This is a genomic window from Bradyrhizobium sp. HKCCYLS3013, assembly GCF_051167615.1.
In the GTDB taxonomy this organism is placed as follows: domain Bacteria; phylum Pseudomonadota; class Alphaproteobacteria; order Rhizobiales; family Xanthobacteraceae; genus Bradyrhizobium.
The window spans coordinates 20,341-38,351 of the sequence record NZ_JBNPTK010000025.1; the positions used below are offsets into that span (position 1 = coordinate 20,341).

At 64.8% G+C, this 18,011-nt stretch carries 17 protein-coding genes; 1 reads left to right on the forward strand and 16 read right to left on the reverse strand.

The window, feature by feature from the left end:
- Window positions 1-58: 58 nt before the first annotated feature.
- The 13 genes from ACQR1F_RS30025 to pdhA form a co-directional block, all read right to left on the reverse strand.
- Window positions 59-1,108, reverse strand: coding sequence for a substrate-binding domain-containing protein (locus ACQR1F_RS30025; RefSeq protein WP_316236395.1), 1,050 nt, complete (start codon window positions 1,106-1,108; stop codon window positions 59-61).
- A gap of 199 nt (window positions 1,109-1,307) precedes the next feature.
- Window positions 1,308-1,784, reverse strand: a complete 477-nt coding sequence (locus tag ACQR1F_RS30030) for a GNAT family N-acetyltransferase (protein WP_434872874.1) — start codon at window positions 1,782-1,784, stop codon at window positions 1,308-1,310.
- Window positions 1,785-1,831: 47 nt separating this feature from the next.
- Entirely contained in the window at window positions 1,832-2,548 is a 717-nt protein-coding gene (locus ACQR1F_RS30035) for a tetratricopeptide repeat protein (protein WP_409977886.1), read from the reverse strand.
- Window positions 2,549-2,651: 103 nt separating this feature from the next.
- Complete coding sequence (gene ilvD / locus ACQR1F_RS30040; protein WP_434914398.1) at window positions 2,652-4,376, reverse strand: dihydroxy-acid dehydratase; 1,725 nt, start codon at window positions 4,374-4,376, stop codon at window positions 2,652-2,654.
- A gap of 236 nt (window positions 4,377-4,612) precedes the next feature.
- Window positions 4,613-5,584 carry a tripartite tricarboxylate transporter substrate binding protein BugD gene (locus tag ACQR1F_RS30045; protein ID WP_316178512.1) on the reverse strand — a complete coding sequence of 324 codons (972 nt, stop codon included), beginning with the start codon at window positions 5,582-5,584 and terminating at the stop codon, window positions 4,613-4,615.
- 90 nt (window positions 5,585-5,674) lie between these two features.
- Window positions 5,675-6,916 (reverse strand): threonine synthase, encoded by a 1,242-nt coding sequence (locus tag ACQR1F_RS30050; protein ID WP_316178511.1) that lies wholly within the window; start codon window positions 6,914-6,916, stop codon window positions 5,675-5,677.
- Between the two features lie 136 nt (window positions 6,917-7,052).
- The gene (gene lpdA / locus ACQR1F_RS30055; RefSeq protein ID WP_316236391.1) at window positions 7,053-8,474 is read right to left on the reverse strand and encodes a dihydrolipoyl dehydrogenase; all 1,422 of its coding nucleotides are present in this window, start codon (window positions 8,472-8,474) and stop codon (window positions 7,053-7,055) included.
- 32 nt (window positions 8,475-8,506) lie between these two features.
- On the reverse strand, window positions 8,507-8,746 hold the full coding sequence (locus ACQR1F_RS30060) for a hypothetical protein (protein WP_315799785.1): 240 nt from the start codon (window positions 8,744-8,746) through the stop codon (window positions 8,507-8,509).
- A gap of 39 nt (window positions 8,747-8,785) precedes the next feature.
- Entirely contained in the window at window positions 8,786-10,144 is a 1,359-nt protein-coding gene (locus tag ACQR1F_RS30065; RefSeq protein ID WP_315799784.1) for a pyruvate dehydrogenase complex dihydrolipoamide acetyltransferase, read from the reverse strand.
- Window positions 10,145-10,146: 2 nt separating this feature from the next.
- A complete protein-coding gene (locus tag ACQR1F_RS30070) occupies window positions 10,147-10,452 on the reverse strand; it encodes a DUF5076 domain-containing protein (RefSeq protein WP_015666657.1) in 306 nt (101 codons plus the stop codon).
- Between the two features lie 81 nt (window positions 10,453-10,533).
- Complete coding sequence (locus tag ACQR1F_RS30075; protein ID WP_434914399.1) at window positions 10,534-11,259, reverse strand: hypothetical protein; 726 nt, start codon at window positions 11,257-11,259, stop codon at window positions 10,534-10,536.
- Window positions 11,260-11,265: 6 nt separating this feature from the next.
- Window positions 11,266-12,663 carry a pyruvate dehydrogenase complex E1 component subunit beta gene (locus tag ACQR1F_RS30080; RefSeq protein WP_434914400.1) on the reverse strand — a complete coding sequence of 466 codons (1,398 nt, stop codon included), beginning with the start codon at window positions 12,661-12,663 and terminating at the stop codon, window positions 11,266-11,268.
- Window positions 12,664-12,696: 33 nt separating this feature from the next.
- Entirely contained in the window at window positions 12,697-13,719 is a 1,023-nt protein-coding gene (gene pdhA, locus ACQR1F_RS30085) for a pyruvate dehydrogenase (acetyl-transferring) E1 component subunit alpha (RefSeq protein ID WP_434914401.1), read from the reverse strand.
- A 479-nt stretch (window positions 13,720-14,198) separates the two neighbouring features.
- On the opposite strand from pdhA, the gene ACQR1F_RS30090 reads away from it, so the two are divergent.
- Window positions 14,199-15,878 carry a methyl-accepting chemotaxis protein gene (locus tag ACQR1F_RS30090; protein WP_316178498.1) on the forward strand — a complete coding sequence of 560 codons (1,680 nt, stop codon included), beginning with the start codon at window positions 14,199-14,201 and terminating at the stop codon, window positions 15,876-15,878.
- Window positions 15,879-16,012: 134 nt separating this feature from the next.
- Here ACQR1F_RS30090 and ACQR1F_RS30095 read toward each other — a convergent pair whose 3' ends face one another.
- The 3 genes from ACQR1F_RS30095 to ACQR1F_RS30105 form a co-directional block, all read right to left on the reverse strand.
- A complete protein-coding gene (locus tag ACQR1F_RS30095) occupies window positions 16,013-16,330 on the reverse strand; it encodes an FtsB family cell division protein (RefSeq protein WP_315711657.1) in 318 nt (105 codons plus the stop codon).
- 78 nt (window positions 16,331-16,408) lie between these two features.
- Entirely contained in the window at window positions 16,409-17,119 is a 711-nt protein-coding gene (locus ACQR1F_RS30100; protein WP_434895054.1) for a GNAT family N-acetyltransferase, read from the reverse strand.
- 26 nt (window positions 17,120-17,145) lie between these two features.
- Window positions 17,146-17,937, reverse strand: coding sequence for an aldolase (locus ACQR1F_RS30105; protein ID WP_316218755.1), 792 nt, complete (start codon window positions 17,935-17,937; stop codon window positions 17,146-17,148).
- Window positions 17,938-18,011 lie beyond the last annotated feature (74 nt).

An 18,011-nucleotide genomic window follows, 5' to 3' on the forward strand; every position in this document is an offset into this window, starting at 1 on the left:
GAAGTTTAAAATTACAATATTTGAAAAGGCAAGTGTTTTTTGGAGCGCGCCCTGCGCCTCAGCGCGAGGCGACGACCGCGAAGTCGTAGCCATCCAGCTCGGCGAGATGGATCGGATGGCGCCCGCCAACCACCGGCTGCGCCTCGTTGCCGCGCGCCGTGCGCCGCTGCAGCGTGCGCCCGAAGACGCGCCTGAGATCGCGGGCGTCGAAGCTCTCGGCGCGCTCGATCAGCGCGGCGAGCGCGTGAATGCCTTCGTAGCAGGACTCGCCATAGCCGTTCGGCGGCGGCGGATTGTCGCCGAAGGCCGTGTAGTAGCGCTCGAGAAACGCGCCGTTGTTGCGCGACCGCAGCGAGGCGAAATAGCTGGAGGCGACATAGACATTCTCGGTCTCGCCGCTGTCGAGCCCGTAGACGATGGTCTCGTCGAAGGCGGACGAGAATCGCAGCACGTGACGGCTGAGACCGGCGGCGCAGAAGGCGCGGCTGAAGGCGATGCAGTCGAAGCCGAGAAAGACCGGCAGCACCACGTCGCTGCGCGTGGTCTTGATGCGGTCGAGCATCTCGTCGAAATCGTGGACGCCGACCGGCACGTAGCATTCGCCGGTCACGGTCCCGCCGAAGCGCGCGATCAAGCGCCTGGCGATGCCGAGCGACGAGCGCGGCCAGATGTAGTCGTTGCCGCACAGGAAGAAGCGCCGGGCGCGCTTGATCTCGGAGAGCCACTGCACCGCCGGCCCCAGTAATTCGCCGGCGGTCTCGCCCGTGGTCATCACATCGCTGTTCGCCGGCAGGCCCTCGAACTGGGGCGTGTAGACGAACGGCACGCGGCCGCGCGCGGCTTGCGCGACGGGATCGCGCGCGTAGCTCGGCAGCATGCCGACCAGGCCATCGACGGCGAGCTCGTCGACCGCCTCCACCGCAGCCCGGCCCGCGCTGGCGCCGGTCGCGCCGGCGTCGATGACGATCAGCTCGACCTGTCGGCGGCGGATGCCCGCGGCCTGGTTCAGCTCGGTCACGGCCAGCCGCCCACAGGCTTCCGCGGAGGGTGCCCACAACCCTGCCGAGCCGCGCCGAGGAATGATCAGGCCGATCCGAACGCTGCGCAAACGTGCCGCCTCTGCTGTTGCAGGGGACTTGCACTCACGAATCGTGCCAAGCGCGTTTTGGCGTCATCGCGGTCGTTCGTGTACCAAAGATCGCCGATTTTGGTTATGGAACCTGACGCTGATCAAAACATCGGCGCGCCGACGCCTATTCGTTAGGCATCCGCGGCCATGGCCTCGATGTCTCACCATGGCTCGCGACTCACGGCGCAGTGGCGAGGGTCTTGCTCATCGGATAGGAGGCCGCGGTGCCGAACTTGCCGGCGGGCACGCCGACATCCGCGTAGCCGCGGGCGAGATAGAATCGGTGCGCGGTCTCGGTGCTCAGCAGGGCCACGTCACGCGCGCCCAGTGCGGCCGCCCGCCGCTCCAGCTCCGCCAGCAGAGCCGAGCTGATGCCGCGAAAGCGTCCGCGCGGCGACACGTAGTTGAGCGTGATCTCGCCGGGGTGGGCGAGCCCGCCGACGGCGAGAATCACATCATCCTCGACCGCGACGAGCAACGATCGCCCTCGCCCGTCCGCCCAGGCCGCGACGTTCTGCGGTGTCTTGTTGGCGAGCCAGCGCGCCAGGATATCAGGGTTGCCGCGGTGATCCGCCAGGCACAATTCGGATATGGAGGCGCGCAGCACGGCGCAGGCCGCCTCGGCATCGTCAGCCGTCGCATCGCGGATGATCATCGCAGTCCCTCTGTCGAACGGAGGGAACGCGATGCATTCCGCTCCTGCTACTCGCGCTTGCCCTGCACCCAGCTCTCGAGCATCTGCAGCGCCGAGGCGCGGTCATCGTCCGAGGCCTTGGCGAAGGCGCGGTTGTAGCTCTCCTTGATCCAGGCTTCGTCCGGACCGGCGCTGTCGCGCGCCAGAGTGAGCCACATCAGTCCGCGCGCCGGCTGGCGCGGCAACCGGTCGCCGTTGAACAGCATCTGACCAAGCAGCGCCTGGGCCTGGTGCTGGCCCTTCTGTGCGGCGAGGCCGAGCCAGCGCGCGCCATAACGGAAGTCGTCGCGCGAGGCGTCTGCGGTCTTCAGGTACATCCGCGCCAGATCGTACTGGGCGTCGGCATTGCCGAAATAGGACGCCGCATAGGAGAACATCTCCCGCGCGCGATCCGGATCGGCCTTGACCTTCGTGTTCGGAATGCCGCTCAGGTAATAGCGGCCGAGCGCGACAAAGGCATTTGCGACGATCTGCGCCTGAGGCGCCGACGGACTGTCCTCCGCATGCGCGTTGGCGATGCGGCTGAAATAGTCGAAGGCGCGCATGTCGTCGCGCGCAACGCCATCGCCCGCCGCATACATGCGGCCGAGCTTGAACTGCGCAATCGGGTGACCTTCCTCCGCCGCGTATTGCAGCGCCGTCAGGGACTGCGTGGGCGAGGTCGAGGACGTCGTCGCGGGCAGCGCCTTGCGCAGCGCGCCGGCGCCAGCCTGCTGTCCAGCCACGGGGATCGCCGGCTCCTGGTTGACCGGAGCGCCATCGAACGCGAATGATGGCGTCGGCAACGCGAGCGGGGCAACCCCCAGCATCAATGCGAAAAGGATCCGATCAGATGTCCGCATAGCAATACTTCTCTTGCGCACCACCTGGATGGGTCACGGCGCCCGCCACGGCCGGCCCCACCTGCTGGGCATATTTCCAAAGTGCACCTGACGTGTGATGCGTCTCACGCGGCGTCCACTTGGTCTTGCGTGTCGCCAGCTCGGCATCGCTCAACTTCACGTTAAGGATGCCCGCCTCGGCGTCGATCTCGATGATGTCGCCATCCGCGACCAGCGCGATCGGTCCGCCGACCGCCGCCTCCGGTCCGATATGACCGATGCAGAAGCCCCGGGTCGCGCCCGAGAACCGGCCGTCGGTGATCAGCGCGATCTTGCCGCCCATGCCCTGCCCGGTCAGCGCCGCCGTGGTCTGCAGCATTTCCCGCATGCCCGGACCGCCGCGCGGCCCCTCGTAGCGAATGACGATCACGTCGCCTTCGCGATAGGTGCGCTTCTGGACGGCGTCAAAGGCGTCCTCTTCCCGATCAAAGCAGCGGGCCGGCCCAGAGAATTTCAAGTTCGACATGCCCGCGACTTTCACGATCGCGCCCTCCGGCGCGAGATTGCCTTTCAGACCGACCACACCTCCGGTTGCAGTGATCGGCTGGTCGGCCGGCCTCACCACGTCCTGGTGCGGATTCCACTTCACGCCTTTGAGGTTTTCGGCGATCGTCCGGCCGGTGACTGTGAGGCAGTCGCCGTTCAAATAGCCATGGTCGAGCAACGTCTTCATCAAGAGCGGAATGGCACCAGCCTCGAACATGTCTTTGGCGACATAGCGGCCACCCGGCTTCAAATCCGCGATATAAGGTGTCTTTTTGAAGATTTCGGCGACGTCGAATAAGTCGAACTTGATGCCGGCCTCGTGTGCAATCGCAGGTAGATGCAGCGCAGCATTGGTCGACCCGCCGGACGCCGCCACAACCGCAGCGGCATTTTCCAGGGATTTTCGCGTGACGATGTCGCGCGGCCGGATGTTGGCGGCGATCAGCTCCATGACCTTCTCGCCGGCGGTCATGCAGAAGGAATCACGGATCTCGTAAGGCGCGGGGGCGCCGGCCGAATAAGGCAGCGCCAGCCCGATCGCCTCGGACACCGTCGCCATCGTGTTGGCCGTGAACTGGGCGCCGCAGGCGCCGGCCGACGGACAGGCGACGCGCTCGAGCTCGTCGAGGTCGTCGTCCGACATCGCACCCACCGAATGCTTGCCGACAGCCTCGAACATGTCCTGCACCGTGACCTGCTGGCCGCGGAAATTGCCGGGCAGGATCGAGCCGCCATAGATGAAGATCGAGGGCACGTTGAGCCGGACCATCGCCATCATCATGCCCGGCAGCGATTTGTCGCAGCCGGCGAGGCCGACGAGCGCATCGTAGGAATGGCCGCGAATCGTGAGCTCGACCGAATCGGCGATCGCCTCGCGCGACGGCAGCGACGAGCGCATGCCGTCATGGCCCATTGCGATGCCGTCGGTCACGGTGATGGTGCAGAACTCGCGCGGCGTGCCGCCGGCGTGGGCGACGCCCTTTTTCACCGCCTGGGCCTGCCGCATCAGCGCGATGTTGCAGGGCGCAGCCTCGTTCCAGCACGAGGCGACGCCGACGAAGGGCTGATGGATCTGCGCCGTGGTGAGGCCCATGGCGTAGAGGTAGGACCGATGCGGCGCACGCTCGGGCCCTTCCGTCACATGACGGCTGGGCAGCCTGCGCTTGATGTCGGTCTTCGCGTCCATCGCTGTTTTGGCCTCCCGGTGCTGCGGAGAACGCTCAAAATCCGGCAAGTGGATTTTCGGCAGCCTCACACGCACTGGTTATGTTCTGATCAAAGTATTTCACGACCAGGTGTGGCTAAAAAGCGGCGCGTTTGCGGAGCGCCGGAGATTGTTACCAAAACTTCGCAAACTGTGGCGACATCGCAACATTCGTGGCCGATGCGCAACCATCCTTGGTTGGCAGGAACTGAGGGCGCCTACTCCGGCACCACCCCTGCGGCGCGGATCATCGGCCACCATTTGCGGATCTCGGCCCGCTGCAAAGTTCCAAGCGCGGCGGGGCCGCGCTGATCGGCCGCCGGCATCTGCAACCCCAGGTTTTTCAACTGGTTTTTCACATCCGGCTCGTCCAGCGCGGCCACCGCCGCCGCACTGAGCGTATCGACGATCTCCTTGCTGACGCCCTTCGGCAGCCAGAGGCCCGACCACAGGGTCATGTGGAAACCCGGCAGGCCGGCCTCGTCGGTGGTCGGAATCTCCGGCGCGGACTCGAGCCGCTTGGCGTCGGTGACGGCGTAGGCGCGGATCGTCCCGGCACGAACCTGGTTGATGGCGTTGGAGGTCTGGTCGACGATCAGGTCGATCTGGCCAGCGACCAGATCATTCATCGCCGGCCCCGTGCCGCGATACGGCACATATTGCAGCTTGAGGCCGGTGACCTGCTCGAAATAGAGCCCTGCGATGTGGCTGCCGGAGCCATTGCCGGCGGTGCCCGCCGATACGGGGTTCGGCTGCGATTTCACCCAGGCGAGAAACTCCGGCAGCGACTTGGCCGGGATGTTGTTCCTGCTGACGATGATCATCGGATTGCTCGGCAGCAGCACCACCGGCTCGAGATCGGCCTCGAGGTCATAGCCGAGCCGGTAGACGGCACCGTTCGCGACATGGGTGCCGAGATGGCCGAAGCTCACGGTGTAGCCGTCGGGCTTCGAGCGCACCGCGCGTCCCACGCCGATCGAACCGCCCGCCCCGGTCACGTTCTCGATCAGAATGGGCTGCCCGAGTGTCTGTCTCATGTGCTCGGCGAGGATGCGCATCATCGCATCCGACGGGCCGCCGGCGGCGAACGGCACGATCACGGTGATCGCGCGCGAGGGATAATTGTCGGCCCGCGCCGGCAACGTCAGCACGAGACATACAAACAGCACGGCGCAAAGAGCTCGTCGCATCACGTCCTCCCTTGTGTCGCACGCGCCGGTCACAGACGCTGATGCGTCTGCGCCGGAGCATGTGCCCGAGGCCGCGGTGCTGGTTGTTAGTTAGAACTGCCCGAAGTCGATCGGCTGGTGACGATCGAGCGTGCGGGTGACCGGCGGCAGCGGATATTTAAGTCCTGTCGCGCAATTGAACAGCATGACGCGATCGTTTTTCGTCACGCGTCCGTCGGCCAGGCTCTGCTTGTAGGCGGCATAGGTCGCCGCGCCCTCCGGGCACAACAGCAGCCCCTCCTCGCGCGCGACCTCGGTGAGCGCAGATGAAATCTTCTCGTCATCGACCGCGATGGCGAAACCTTTGCTCTCGCGCACGGCGCGCAGGATGAGGAAATCACCGACGGCCTGGGGCACGCGGATGCCGGACGCGATGGTGTGGGCGTCCTCCCAGCGCGTGGCGTGCTCGACGCCCTGCTCGAAGGCGCGCACCATCGGGGCGCAGCCGGAGGCCTGCACTGCCACCATGCGCGGGCGCTTGGCGCCGATGAACCCGATTTTCTCCAGCTCGTCGAACGCCTTCCACATGCCGATCAGGCCGGTGCCGCCGCCGGTCGGATAGAAGATCACGTCGGGCACGTCCCAGCCGAGCTGCTCGGCGAGTTCGAGGCCCATCGTCTTCTTGCCCTCGATGCGATAGGGCTCCTTCAAGGTCGAGGTGTCGAACCAACCGACCTTGGCCTTGCCCTCGCCGACGATCTTGCCGCAATCATCGATCAGGCCGTTGACGCGATACACGGTCGCGCCTTGCAGCTCGATCTCGCTGACATTCACCTCGGGGGTGTCTGCCGGACAGAAGATAGTGGTCTTGATGCCGCAGGACGTTGCATAGGCCGCGAGCGCAGCACCGGCATTGCCGTTGGTCGGCATCGCCATGTGCCTGATGCCGAGCGCCTTGCCCATCGACACCGCCATCACCAGGCCGCGCGCCTTGAACGAGCCGGTCGGCAGCCGGCCCTCGTCCTTGACGATGATCTCGCCGCCGCCGAGCTTCTTCGACAGCTTGGGCAGATTGATCAGCGGCGTCATCACCTCGCCGAGGCTCACGATGTCGGCGCATTTGCGCACCGGCAGCAGTTCGCGATAGCGCCACATGTCGGCCGGACGCTGCGCCAGCGCGTCCTTGGTCAGCGCCTGTTTCACCCCTGCGAGATCGTAGCGCACCAGCAGCGGCTTGCCGGCCTTGGAGAGGTTGTGGACCTGGTCCGCCGGATAATGATCGCCTTCCATCGCGCATTCGAGATGGGTGACGAAGGTCGGGCGCTCGGTGGTGAGATTGTCGCTGGATTTCACGGCGGAGCCTCTTGTTGTGCCCGTCTGGTCATCTCCGTCATTGCCGGGCTTGCCCCGGCAATCCATCCCCTTCGCAAGGATTGTCGAAGGGGATGGATGCACGGGTCAAGCCCGCGCATGACGGCCGGTGAGCGGATTACATATTCAGCACGCGGCCGTAGGCGTCGAGCACGGCTTCCTTCATCATCTCCGACAGGGTCGGATGCGGGAACACCGTGTGCATCAGCTCTTCCTCGGTCGTCTCGAGATTCATCGCCACGACATAGCCCTGGATCAGCTCGGTCACCTCGGCGCCGACCATGTGGGCGCCGATCAGCTGTCCGGTCTTCTTGTCGAAGATCACCTTGACCAGGCCCTGGTCCTCGCCGAGCGCGATCGCCTTGCCGTTGCCGACGAAGGGGAAGCGGCCGACGCGGATGTCACGCCCCTGCTCTTTCGCCTTGGCCTCGGTGAGACCGACGGAGGCGATCTGTGGATGGCAATAGGTGCAGCCCGGAATCAGGTTCTTGTCCATCGGGTGCGGATGCAGCCCCTTGATCGCCTCGATACAGACCACGCCTTCATGCTCGGCCTTGTGCGCGAGCATCGGGGGCCCCGCGACGTCGCCGATCGCGTAGAGGCCGGGCACGTTGGTCTTGCCGTAGCCGTCGATGACGATGCAGCCGCGGTCGGTCTTCACCCCGAGCTTCTCCAGACCGAGATTCTCGATGTTGCCGACCACGCCGACCGCCGAGATGACACGGTCGAACTCGACCGTCTCGGTCTTGCCCTTGCCGTCGTCGATCGTCGCCACCACGCTGTCGCTCTTCTTGTCGAGCTTGGTGACCTTGGCGCCGGTCATGATCTTGAGACCCTGCTTCTCCAGCTGCTTGCGCGCGATGCCGGCGATCTCGGCGTCCTCGACGGGGAGGATCTGCGGCAGCACCTCGACCACGGTGACCTCGGAGCCCATGGTGCGGAAGAACGACGCGAACTCGATGCCGATCGCGCCGGAGCCGACCACCAGCAGCGACTTCGGCATCCTGTCGGGCACCATCGCCTCGAAATAGGTCCAGACCAGCTTCTTGTCCGGCTCGAGGCCCGGCAGCACGCGCGGCCGCGCGCCGGTCGCGACGATGATGTGCTTGGCCTGATAGGTCCCCTCGCCGAGCGCACCCTTCGGCGCCTCGACATCGGACTTGGTCACGGTGACCTTGCCGGGCGCATCGATCGCGGCACGGCCCCAGATCACCTGGACCTTGTTCTTCTTCATCAGGAAGCCGACGCCGTCGTTCAGCCGCTTCGACACGCCGCGCGAGCGCTGCACCACCGCCTTCGGATCGTAGGAGATCTTTTCCGCCGACAGGCCGTATTCCTTGGCGTGCTGCATGTAGTGATAGATCTCAGCCGAGCGCAGCAGCGCCTTGGTCGGGATGCAGCCCCAGTTCAGGCAGATGCCGCCGAGGTAGGATTTCTCGATGATCGCGGTCTTGAAGCCGAGCTGCGCGGCACGGATCGCGGTGACGTAGCCGCCCGGGCCGGAGCCGATGATGATGACGTCGAAGGATGTGTCGGCCATTACGGCTCCCATTCAACTGAAGCAGTTGGAAATCAGATGGTCGTGGTGCTGCCGACGGAACGTCGCCAGATCAAGGCTCGAACTATTGCCTCCAGCAGCACCAGCACGGCGCAGATCGCAAATCCGGCAAGCACGATCGGCGCCCAGATGCCGCGCGACAGCGCCTCGCCGGAGTAGAAAGCAGAATGGATGACGTCGATCCCGAGCGGGTTGGCAAACAACGCGGCGCTCACCAGTGCCGTGATCCAGGGCCACCGCGTTCTGATGCGCATGCGCTGGCCCCGTCTGCCATCCCGCTCCGGAACGCAACGTCACACCATCATCATCACGGGATTCTCGATCAGCTGCTTGAACGCGCCGATCAGCTCGGCGCCGAGCGCGCCGTCGATGGCGCGGTGATCGCACGACAGGGTCACGCTCATCATGCTGGCGATCTCGATCTTGCCGTTGCGCACCACGGGGCGTTCTTCCGAGGTGCCAACCGCGAGGATGGTCGCATGCGGCGGATTGATCACGGCGGTGAAGTGGTTGATGCCGTACATGCCAAGGTTGGACACGGCCGTGGTGCCGCCCTGATATTCCTCCGGCTTCAGCTTGCGCGAGCGGGCGCGCGCGGCGAAGTCCTTCATCTCGCCCGAGATCGCCGACAGCGTCTTGGTCTCGGCCTTACGGATGATCGGCGTGATCAGTCCGCCCGGCATCGCCACCGCGACGCCGACGTCCGAATGCTTGTGCTTGACCATGCCGCCTTCGGTCCAGCTCACGTTGCAGTTCGGAATCTTCTGCAGCGCGACCGCCATCGCCTTGATGACGAAGTCGTTCACCGAGAGCTTGTAGAGCGGCTTCTTCTCCTTGTCCTTTGGAGCTGCCGCATTGATCTCCTCGCGGGCGGCGAGCAACTTGCCGATGTCGCAGTCGATCGTGAGATAGAAGTGCGGGACGTTCTGCACCGACGCGGTCAGGCGCTGCGCGATGGTGCGGCGCATGCCGTCATGCGGGATGACCTCGTAGGAGCCCGGCTCGAACAGCGCCAGGATCTGCTTGTCCGACATCGACGGCGCCAGCGCCGGCGCGCCTGCCGCGGCAGGTGCCGCCGACGGCGCAGCCTTCAGGCCCTTGCCGGACTTTGCGTCCTCAACGTCGCGCGCGACGACGCGGCCGTGCGGGCCGGTGCCGGTGATGCGGCCGAGATCAATGCCGGCATCCTTGGCGAGACGACGTGCCAATGGCGACGAGAAGATGCGCGCGTGACCGTTGACCTGCGGCGCAGCCGCGGGAGCGGCCGGCGCAGGAGCCGCGGCCGGCTTCGGCGCGGGCGCGGCGGAAGGTGCAGGTGTGGCGGCGGGCGCCGCCGCGGACACCGTCGGCTTCGCCTCGGGCTTGGGAGCCGCCGCCGCCGGCGCGCTGCCGGCCGCCTTGACGTCCTCGCCCTCGCCGGCGAGCACCGCGATCACGTCGTTGACCGGCACGTCCTGCGTGCCTTCCGGCACCAGGATCTTGGCGAGCGTGCCCTCATCGACCGCCTCGACTTCCATCGTGGCCTTGTCGGTCTCGATCTCGGCGATGACCTCGCCGGACTTGACCTGGTCGCCTTCCTTCTTGAGCCAACGAGCGAGGTTGCCCTTCTCCATCGTCGGCGACAGCGCGGGCATCAGAATGTTGATCGGCATGATCAGTGACCTTGTTTCGACCTGGGGCTGGTGGTGCCCGTGTCAGTCGGCCGAGCCAGCTCGGCTTCGAACATCTCGACGATGCGCTGCAGCGCCTCGTCTTCGGAATAGTCGCTCTCGCGCGCATAGGCGCGCGCAGCATGTCGGGCGACGTCGACCAGGAGCAGCCCCCACACGTCGGGCTCCTCGAAGGCGCGCTGGAATGCGATCGAGAGCCCGCCATCGAGCACGAAGGCGCGCAACACTTCGGTGGCGTCCTCGCGGCCGATGACGTCGGGCGGCAGCGGCTGCTCCTTGGGTCCGGCCATGGCTCTACCTAAAACAGAGGAGATCAGTCGATTGGATCATCACGTTCTTTCACCGATAGCTAACAAGCAACATGATCGATCCTACTCAAACTCAGATTCGGGGGGCGCCAGCTGAAGAACCTCATCACCGGGCGGCAAGCTGACCCCTTCCTGCCTCGCTCGTGATCTCGAGACGATTCGCAAGACCTCTTTCACCTCATGCAACAATGGCTTCGCTTTCTTGGTAACATCTCCAAGAACGAAACCAACATCACCAGCGAACGCAAAGAATCTATCAGTTCGCGTGCCGTGCGCATCGACCTCACGGGCGAGAGCGTTAATCCTCTCGAAAAGAGCATTCTTTTTACGGTCGGAAACTCCACTTTCGTCGATAATCGTTCGAATTTTTTGGAGGTGAGCGTGGGCTTTCCGTTTTTCCTCTTCATTTAGTTTTGCGAGTCCGAACGACTCTCCTGGTAAGGAACTCTCGTACTGCGAAAGAAGATCCTCGATATCGGCTTCAGCCTTGCTATCTTCAAGATCAACTTGAACCTTCCGCAGCCTTTCTACGTGAGCTTGCAGCCAAGCATAGGCGCCATCGATATCATCGAGCTCTTTGCTGCCGGAAGAGATGTTACCGAACGTCTCGGTCAACTTAAACCGTTCGCAAAACCTACGAACAAACTTTGCGATCGCCCGATATTCGGCAGCATCACAGACGTGCTCGCCCGGAGTGAGAACATTCTCTTCTATCCGGCCAATAAGTTCGGCGACTGCCTCCGATGGCTTAGTCGGAAGACCACCTGTGATTTTCTCGAGCATGCCCATTGCAGCTTACCGGTAGCAGACGGACTTGGCGGCCTGCACGACCTCCGCCGCCGACGGCAGCGCAAGCTTCTCGAGGTTCGCGGCATACGGCATCGGCACGTCCTTGCCCGAGACGCGCGTCACCGGCGCATCGAGATAGTCGAAGGCATGCTCCATGATGCGCGCGGCGATCTCGGCACCGACGCCGCTCTGCGCCCAGCCCTCTTCCACCGTGACCGCACGCCCGGTCTTCTTGACCGAGGCGATGATGGTCTCGGTGTCCATCGGACGCAGCGTGCGCAGGTCGATCACCTCGGCCTCGATGCCCTCCTTGGCGAGCTCATCGGCGGCCTTGAGCGCGTAGGTCATGCCGTTCGACCAGGAGATGATCGTGACGTCCTTGCCCGAACGCGCGATGCGCGCCTTGCCGATCGGGATGATGTAGTCGTCGAGCTTGGGCACCTCGCCGGAGTGACCGTACAGCACCTCGTTCTCGAGGAAGATCACCGGGTTGGGATCACGGATCGCAGCCTTCAACAGGCCCTTGGCATCGGCGGCCGAATACGGCGCGACGACCTTGAGGCCAGGGATGTGCGAGTACCAGGACGAGTAGTCCTGGCTGTGCTGCGCGGCGACGCGGGCGGCGGCGCCATTGGGGCCGCGGAACACGATCGAGCAGCCCATCTGGCCGCCGGACATGTACAAGGTCTTGGCCGCGGAGTTGATGATCTGGTCGATCGCCTGCATGGCGAAGTTGAAGGTCATGAACTCGACGATCGGCTTCAGGCCGGCCATCGCTGCGCCGACGCCGATGCCGGCAAAGCCGTGCTCGGTGATCGGGGTGTCCATCACGCGACGCGCGCCGAACTCCTGCAACAGGCCCTGGGTGACCTTGTAGGCGCCCTGATATTCGGCGACCTCCTCGCCCATGATGAAGACGTCGCCGTCGCGACGCATCTCCTCGGCCATCGCGTCGCGCAGCGCCTCGCGGATGGTCTGCGTCACCATCTCGGTGCCGGCGGGCACTTCCGGATCGGGCTCGGCGACGCTCTGCGGCGCGGCCACGCCAGTCGGCGCGGGCGAGGCCTGCACGGAGACGCCAGCGTCCGCCGGCGGCGCCGATTGCGCGGCCTTCATCTCGGCGGCGGGCGCCGAGGCCTTGCCGAGATCGGCCGCGGTCTCGCCATCGGCGAGGATGGTCGCAATCGGCGTGTTGACAGCAACGTCGGCGGTGCCCTCGGGGATCAGGATCTTGCCGAGCGTGCCCTCGTCGGTCGCCTCGACCTCCATCGTCGCCTTGTCGGTCTCGATCTCGGCGATCACGTCACCCGACTTGATCGCCTCGCCTTCCTTCTTCAGCCATTTGGCGAGGTTGCCCTTCTCCATCGTGGGCGACAGCGCAGGCATCAAAACTTGAATAGGCATATCAGCTCCAGAGAAATCAGCTTGCGCGCGCGATTAGCGATAGACGTCGGTGTAGAGCTCGGCGGCATCCGGCTCGGGATCGGCCTGCGCGAAATCGGCGGCCTCATTGACGATCTTGCGCACGTCGGCGTCGATCGCCTTGAGATCCTGCTCGCTGACCTTGGCCGCCAGCAGGCGGTTGCGCACCTGCTCGATCGGATCCTGGTCGTGACGGACCTTCTCGACCTCCTCGCGGGTGCGATACTTCGCCGGGTCCGACATCGAGTGGCCGCGATAGCGGTAGGTCTGCATTTCCAGGATGTAGGGGCCCTTGCCCTCACGGCACCAGGCGACAGCCTTCTCGGCCGCAGCCTTCACGGCGCGGACGTCCATGCCGTCGACCTGCTCGCCCGGAATGTTGAAGGAGAGGCCGCGCTTGGAGAAGTCGGTCTGCGCCGAAGCGCGCGACACCGCGGTGCCCATGGCGTAGCGGTTGTTCTCGATGACGTAGATCACCGGCAGTTTCCAGAGCTCCGCCATGTTGAAGCTCTCATAGACCTGCCCCTGGTTGGCCGCGCCGTCGCCGAAATAGGCGACGCTGACCGAGTCGTTGCCGCGGTAGCGGTTGGCGAGCGCAAGGCCGGTGCCGAGCGAGACCTGGGCGCCGACGATGCCGTGGCCGCCGAAGAAATTCTTCTCCACGCTGAACATGTGCATGGAGCCGCCCTTGCCCTTGGAATAGCCGCCGCGGCGTCCCGTGAGCTCGGCCATGACGCCCTTGGCATCCATGCCGGTGGCCAGCATGTGGCCGTGATCGCGATAGCCGGTGATGACCTGGTCGCCCGGCTTCAGCGCCATCTGCATGCCGACGACGACCGCTTCCTGGCCGATGTAAAGATGGCAGAAGCCGCCGATCGCACCCATGCCATAAAGCTGACCCGCCTTTTCCTCAAAGCGGCGGATCAGCAGCATGTCGCGCAGCGCAGCCAATTCCTGTTCTCTGGTGAATTCCGGCGGCGGGCCGTTATCTCTGTCCTGCCCTTGTTCCTTTGCGGCGGTCTTCTTCGGTGCGGCCATGGCAATTCCGGATGAGAGAAAAAGTAGCTCTCTCTAGCTCAACTCCAGGAGACGTAAAAGGACCGCGTGGCACGTCCGAAGGCTTTGGCGTGCCGCACTGCAATGCACACGAAATATTGCAAATACAATTCCACCATTTTTGGAATCCGACCGCAGGCCGCTACAAAAAAGAGCAGTCATCTCAGCGGATGGGACGCGTCAGGCCAAGCCGACGACGCCCTCCGCGACACCCTCATCGGTGGATCTCGACGACGCCATCGGCGACCAAAAAACCCGACATATCGAACATCGGCATAACGGATATTCCGACCGAGCAGCGGCAGAGAGTCTCCGTGTTTCTACGGGCGTTCGAATCAATCAATTCTAAACCTTCCGCAATGCACAATTTTTCCGAATTCATCAACGAAATCAAATAACTCAACGGAAATCCCTGGCTGCCTGAACTGTCCGGCTGCCTCGTCCCCCTGACAGGAACGAACATGGTTCTCACCATCCCTCGCCGCTTTGCGGTTCTGGTCGCGTTATCCATCGGCGTCTGTATCGTCGCCGTCGTCAGCCAGCTGCTGGCCACCCGCACAGCCCTGGTCGAAGAGCGTAAGGCCGCGGTCGTCGGACAGGTGCAATCTGCCGTGTCGATCGTGAAGGGCTTTGCCGATGCGGCGGCGAAGGGCGCCCTGACCGCGGACGAGGCGCAGAACCGCGCCAAGGCCGTGCTCCGCGGCATCCGGTTCGGCAAGAACGACTACATCTTCGTCTACCAGCCGGACGGCGTGAACCTCGTGCTTGGCCCGAAGCCGGATTGGGAGGGCAAGGGCCTGCTCAACGAGAAGGACGCCAACGGTCTGCCTTTCGTACGCGAGTTGATCGCGGCTTCGACCCAGCCTGGTGGCGGCTTCGTCAGCTATATGTTCGCGCGCGCCGGCAGCAGCGTCCCGGTGGCGAAGCTCGGCTACACCTTGAAGGCCGATCCGTGGAACTGGGTCGTCGGCACGGGCGTGTATGTCGACGATCTCGACGAGGCGTTCTACGCCTCCGTCAAGGTGACGCTGATGTGGGCCGTCGGATTGATCGCCCTGCTGTGCGTTGCGACCCTGATGATCGCGCGCGGCCTGGTCCGGCCGCTGCAAGCGATCACCCGGACGATGACCGAGCTTGCGAACGGGAATCTCGCTGTGCAGATACCGAGCTCGGAACGGCGCGACGAGGTCGGCGAGATGGCCCGTGCCGTCGAGGTGTTCAAGGTCAATGCCGTCGCCCGCCAGCGGCTCGAAGCCGAGCAGAACGAGCTGGAGGCGCGCCAGGCCGAGCAGCGCAAGATCGATACGATGCGCCTTGCGAACGATTTCGAGACCGCGGTCGGCCAGATCATCGAGACCGTGTCGTCGGCAGCGACCGATCTGGAGTCATCGGCCCAGTCGCTCAGCGCGACTGCCGAACGCTCGAAGGGTCTCGCCACCGTCGTAGCCGGCGCCTCAGGCGCCGCCTCCAACAACGTCCAGTCGGTCGCCGCCGCCACCGAGGAAATGTCCTCCTCCGTGAACGAGATCAGCCGGCAGGTGCAGCAGTCTTCGGCGATCGCCAGTGAAGCCGTCGAGCAGGCCCGCAAGACCAATGAACGCGTGGGCGAATTGTCGCAAGCGGCGGCTCGCATCGGCGACGTGGTGGAGCTCATCAACACCATCGCCGGCCAGACCAACCTGCTGGCCTTGAACGCCACCATCGAGGCGGCGCGGGCGGGTGAAGCCGGCCGCGGCTTCGCCGTTGTCGCCTCGGAGGTCAAGGCGCTCGCCGAGCAGACCGCCAAGGCGACCGGAGAGATCAGCCAGCAGATCGGCGCCATCCAGACCGCCACCCAGCATTCGGTCACCGCCATCAAGGAAATCGGCGACACGATCGGCCGGATGTCGGAAATCGCCGCCACCATCGCAGCCGCTGTCGAAGAACAGGGCGCCGCAACCCAGGAAATCTCGCGCAACATCCAGCAAGCCGCCAGCGGCACGAAAGAGGTTTCCGCGAATGTTGCCGACGTCCAGCGCGAAGCAACCGAGACAGGGACGGCTTCGTCCCAGGTGCTCAACGCTGTGCAGTCACTGTCCCAGGACAGCAACCGCCTGAAGGCCGAGGTCCACAGGTTCCTCGCCACCGTGCGGGCCGCATAAGGAGCAGCGCATCAGCGATCGTCGAAGACCCGCGCGCAGCGCGGGTCTTCCTCGTCATGGGCTTGTCGTGCACGCGTTCGTTACGCAGACGCGAGGCCAGTCTCCCAACGGATGCCTCGCGGAGACCGGCTCGCTCAGTTTGGCCGATTGATCCGGATCAGATCACGCGGATTGGCGTAGCCGAGCTGGAAGCGGGCGCGCTCATCGAGCATGTCGGGATCGACCCGGTCGGAGCGCAGCAGCGACACGCGCTTCTCACCCTCCGCCCGCTCCTGCTTCAGCCGGGCGAGCTCGGAGGTCAGCGCAATGATCTCCTGGTCGAGCTCCTGGCGCGCGGTCAGGCCGTAGCGGCCGGTATAGGCGTTGATGCCGAAATAGCCGATGATGGCGGCCGCCATCGTGTAGAGGGCGAGCCCGGTCAGGAACGATTTGAGCCGCGCGCGGGAGACCATGGCCGGAAGATGGGGCGCCTTGGTTAAGGATCTGCTAATCCGCCCCGCGAGGCTTCTTTACGAAGGTCGCATCACCCGTCACGGGCTGACGGATTGCCGAAGCACCGTGAAACACAAGGTGGCTCGCGACACGAAGCCGAGACGCTCATACAGCGCGATCGCGGCATGATTGTCCTCTATGACGTGGAGAAACGGCGTCTCGCCCCTGCCCCTGATGGCCGTCATCAGGGCCGTCACGAGCCTCTGGGCATAGCCACGGCCGCGATAGTCCGGATGGACACAGACCGCGCTGATTTCCGTGAACCCGTCGAGGCGCATGCGCTCCCCGGCCGTCGCAGCCAGGCGCTGCCCGTCGCGGATGCCGATATAGCGGCCCAGCTCGTGGGTCCTGGCCAGGAACGGGCCGGGCTTGGTCAGCGCCGTCAGCTCCAGCATCGCCGGAATGTCACGCTGGTCGAGCGTTTCGATCACGGCATCCCCAACAGGGGCCTCGGCCTCGACCGCAACCATCTGGCGGACGCTGGCGCTGAACCAGGCGGCAAGGCCGTGCAGGTCGCCCGGAGGAGCGGGAGTCACGATCGCAACCACGTCCTTCTTGGCGAAGTCGGCGAGCTCCGACCATGCGGCCTCGCTGTCGTCCGACATGGCGGCAAATGGTGCAATCGCCGCAGGATAGCGACGGGCATGCGCGGCGCCCTCGGCAAGCGCCCGGTGCCCGGTGGTCAGGGCTGACCAGACGGGACGATCCAGCGCTGCGCGCTGCTCGGCAGAAAGCTCCAATCTGGACATCGCACCAGCCTCCAGACGATCAGTCCTCAGCTCCGGTAGACCGGCTCCTCGAGATCGAGCATGCGTTTGACGGCCTCGAGGTGCAACCGAGCCGATTCCGCATCTCCTTCGCGCATCTGGCGAGAGGCGGCTTCCGCGATTGCCGGCGCGACGGCGGTGACCTTGCGGCCGGTCGACAGCGCCAGGCACTGCACCTGGCAGGCGCGCTCGAGATAATAGAGATCGTCCCAGGCTTCAGCGATGGTCGGCGCCAGCACCATGACGCCGTGATGCTTCATGAAGACGATGTCGGCGTTGCCGACAGCCCCGGCGATGCGGTCGCCCTCCCGCGCGTCGAGCGCCAGCCCATTGTAGTTCGCGTCGACCGCGGTTCGTCCGTAGAATTTCAGCGCCGTCTGCCCGGCGAAGATCAGCGGGTCGCCTTCGGTCATCGACAGCGCGGTGGCGTAGGGCATGTGGGTGTGGAACGCGACCTTGGCCCGCGGCAACGCCTTGTGGATGCGGGCATGGATGTAGAAGGCAGTCGCTTCCGGGCGGCCATCGCCGGCAATGACGTTGCCGTCGAAATCGCACACCAGCAGCTTCGAGGCCGTCAGCTCACGAAAGGCATAGCCGTAGGGATTGACGATGAAGAGGTCGTCATAGCCAGGCACCAGCGCCGAGAAGTGGTTGCAGATGCCCTCTTCGAGCCCGTGCCGCGCCGCCATCCGGAAGCACGCCGCGAGGTCGATCCGCGCCTGCCAGACGGCCTCCGAGTCGAGATCCGGCTGGTTCTGGCCGGGCCTCGACGACGACGCGGGTGTGAACGAATGGGCCATCATGCTTCCTTGGCAATGCGCATCCTTGCGCTGGTCCGGCATGGCCTTGAAACGGATCGGGCAAGGCGCGTCAA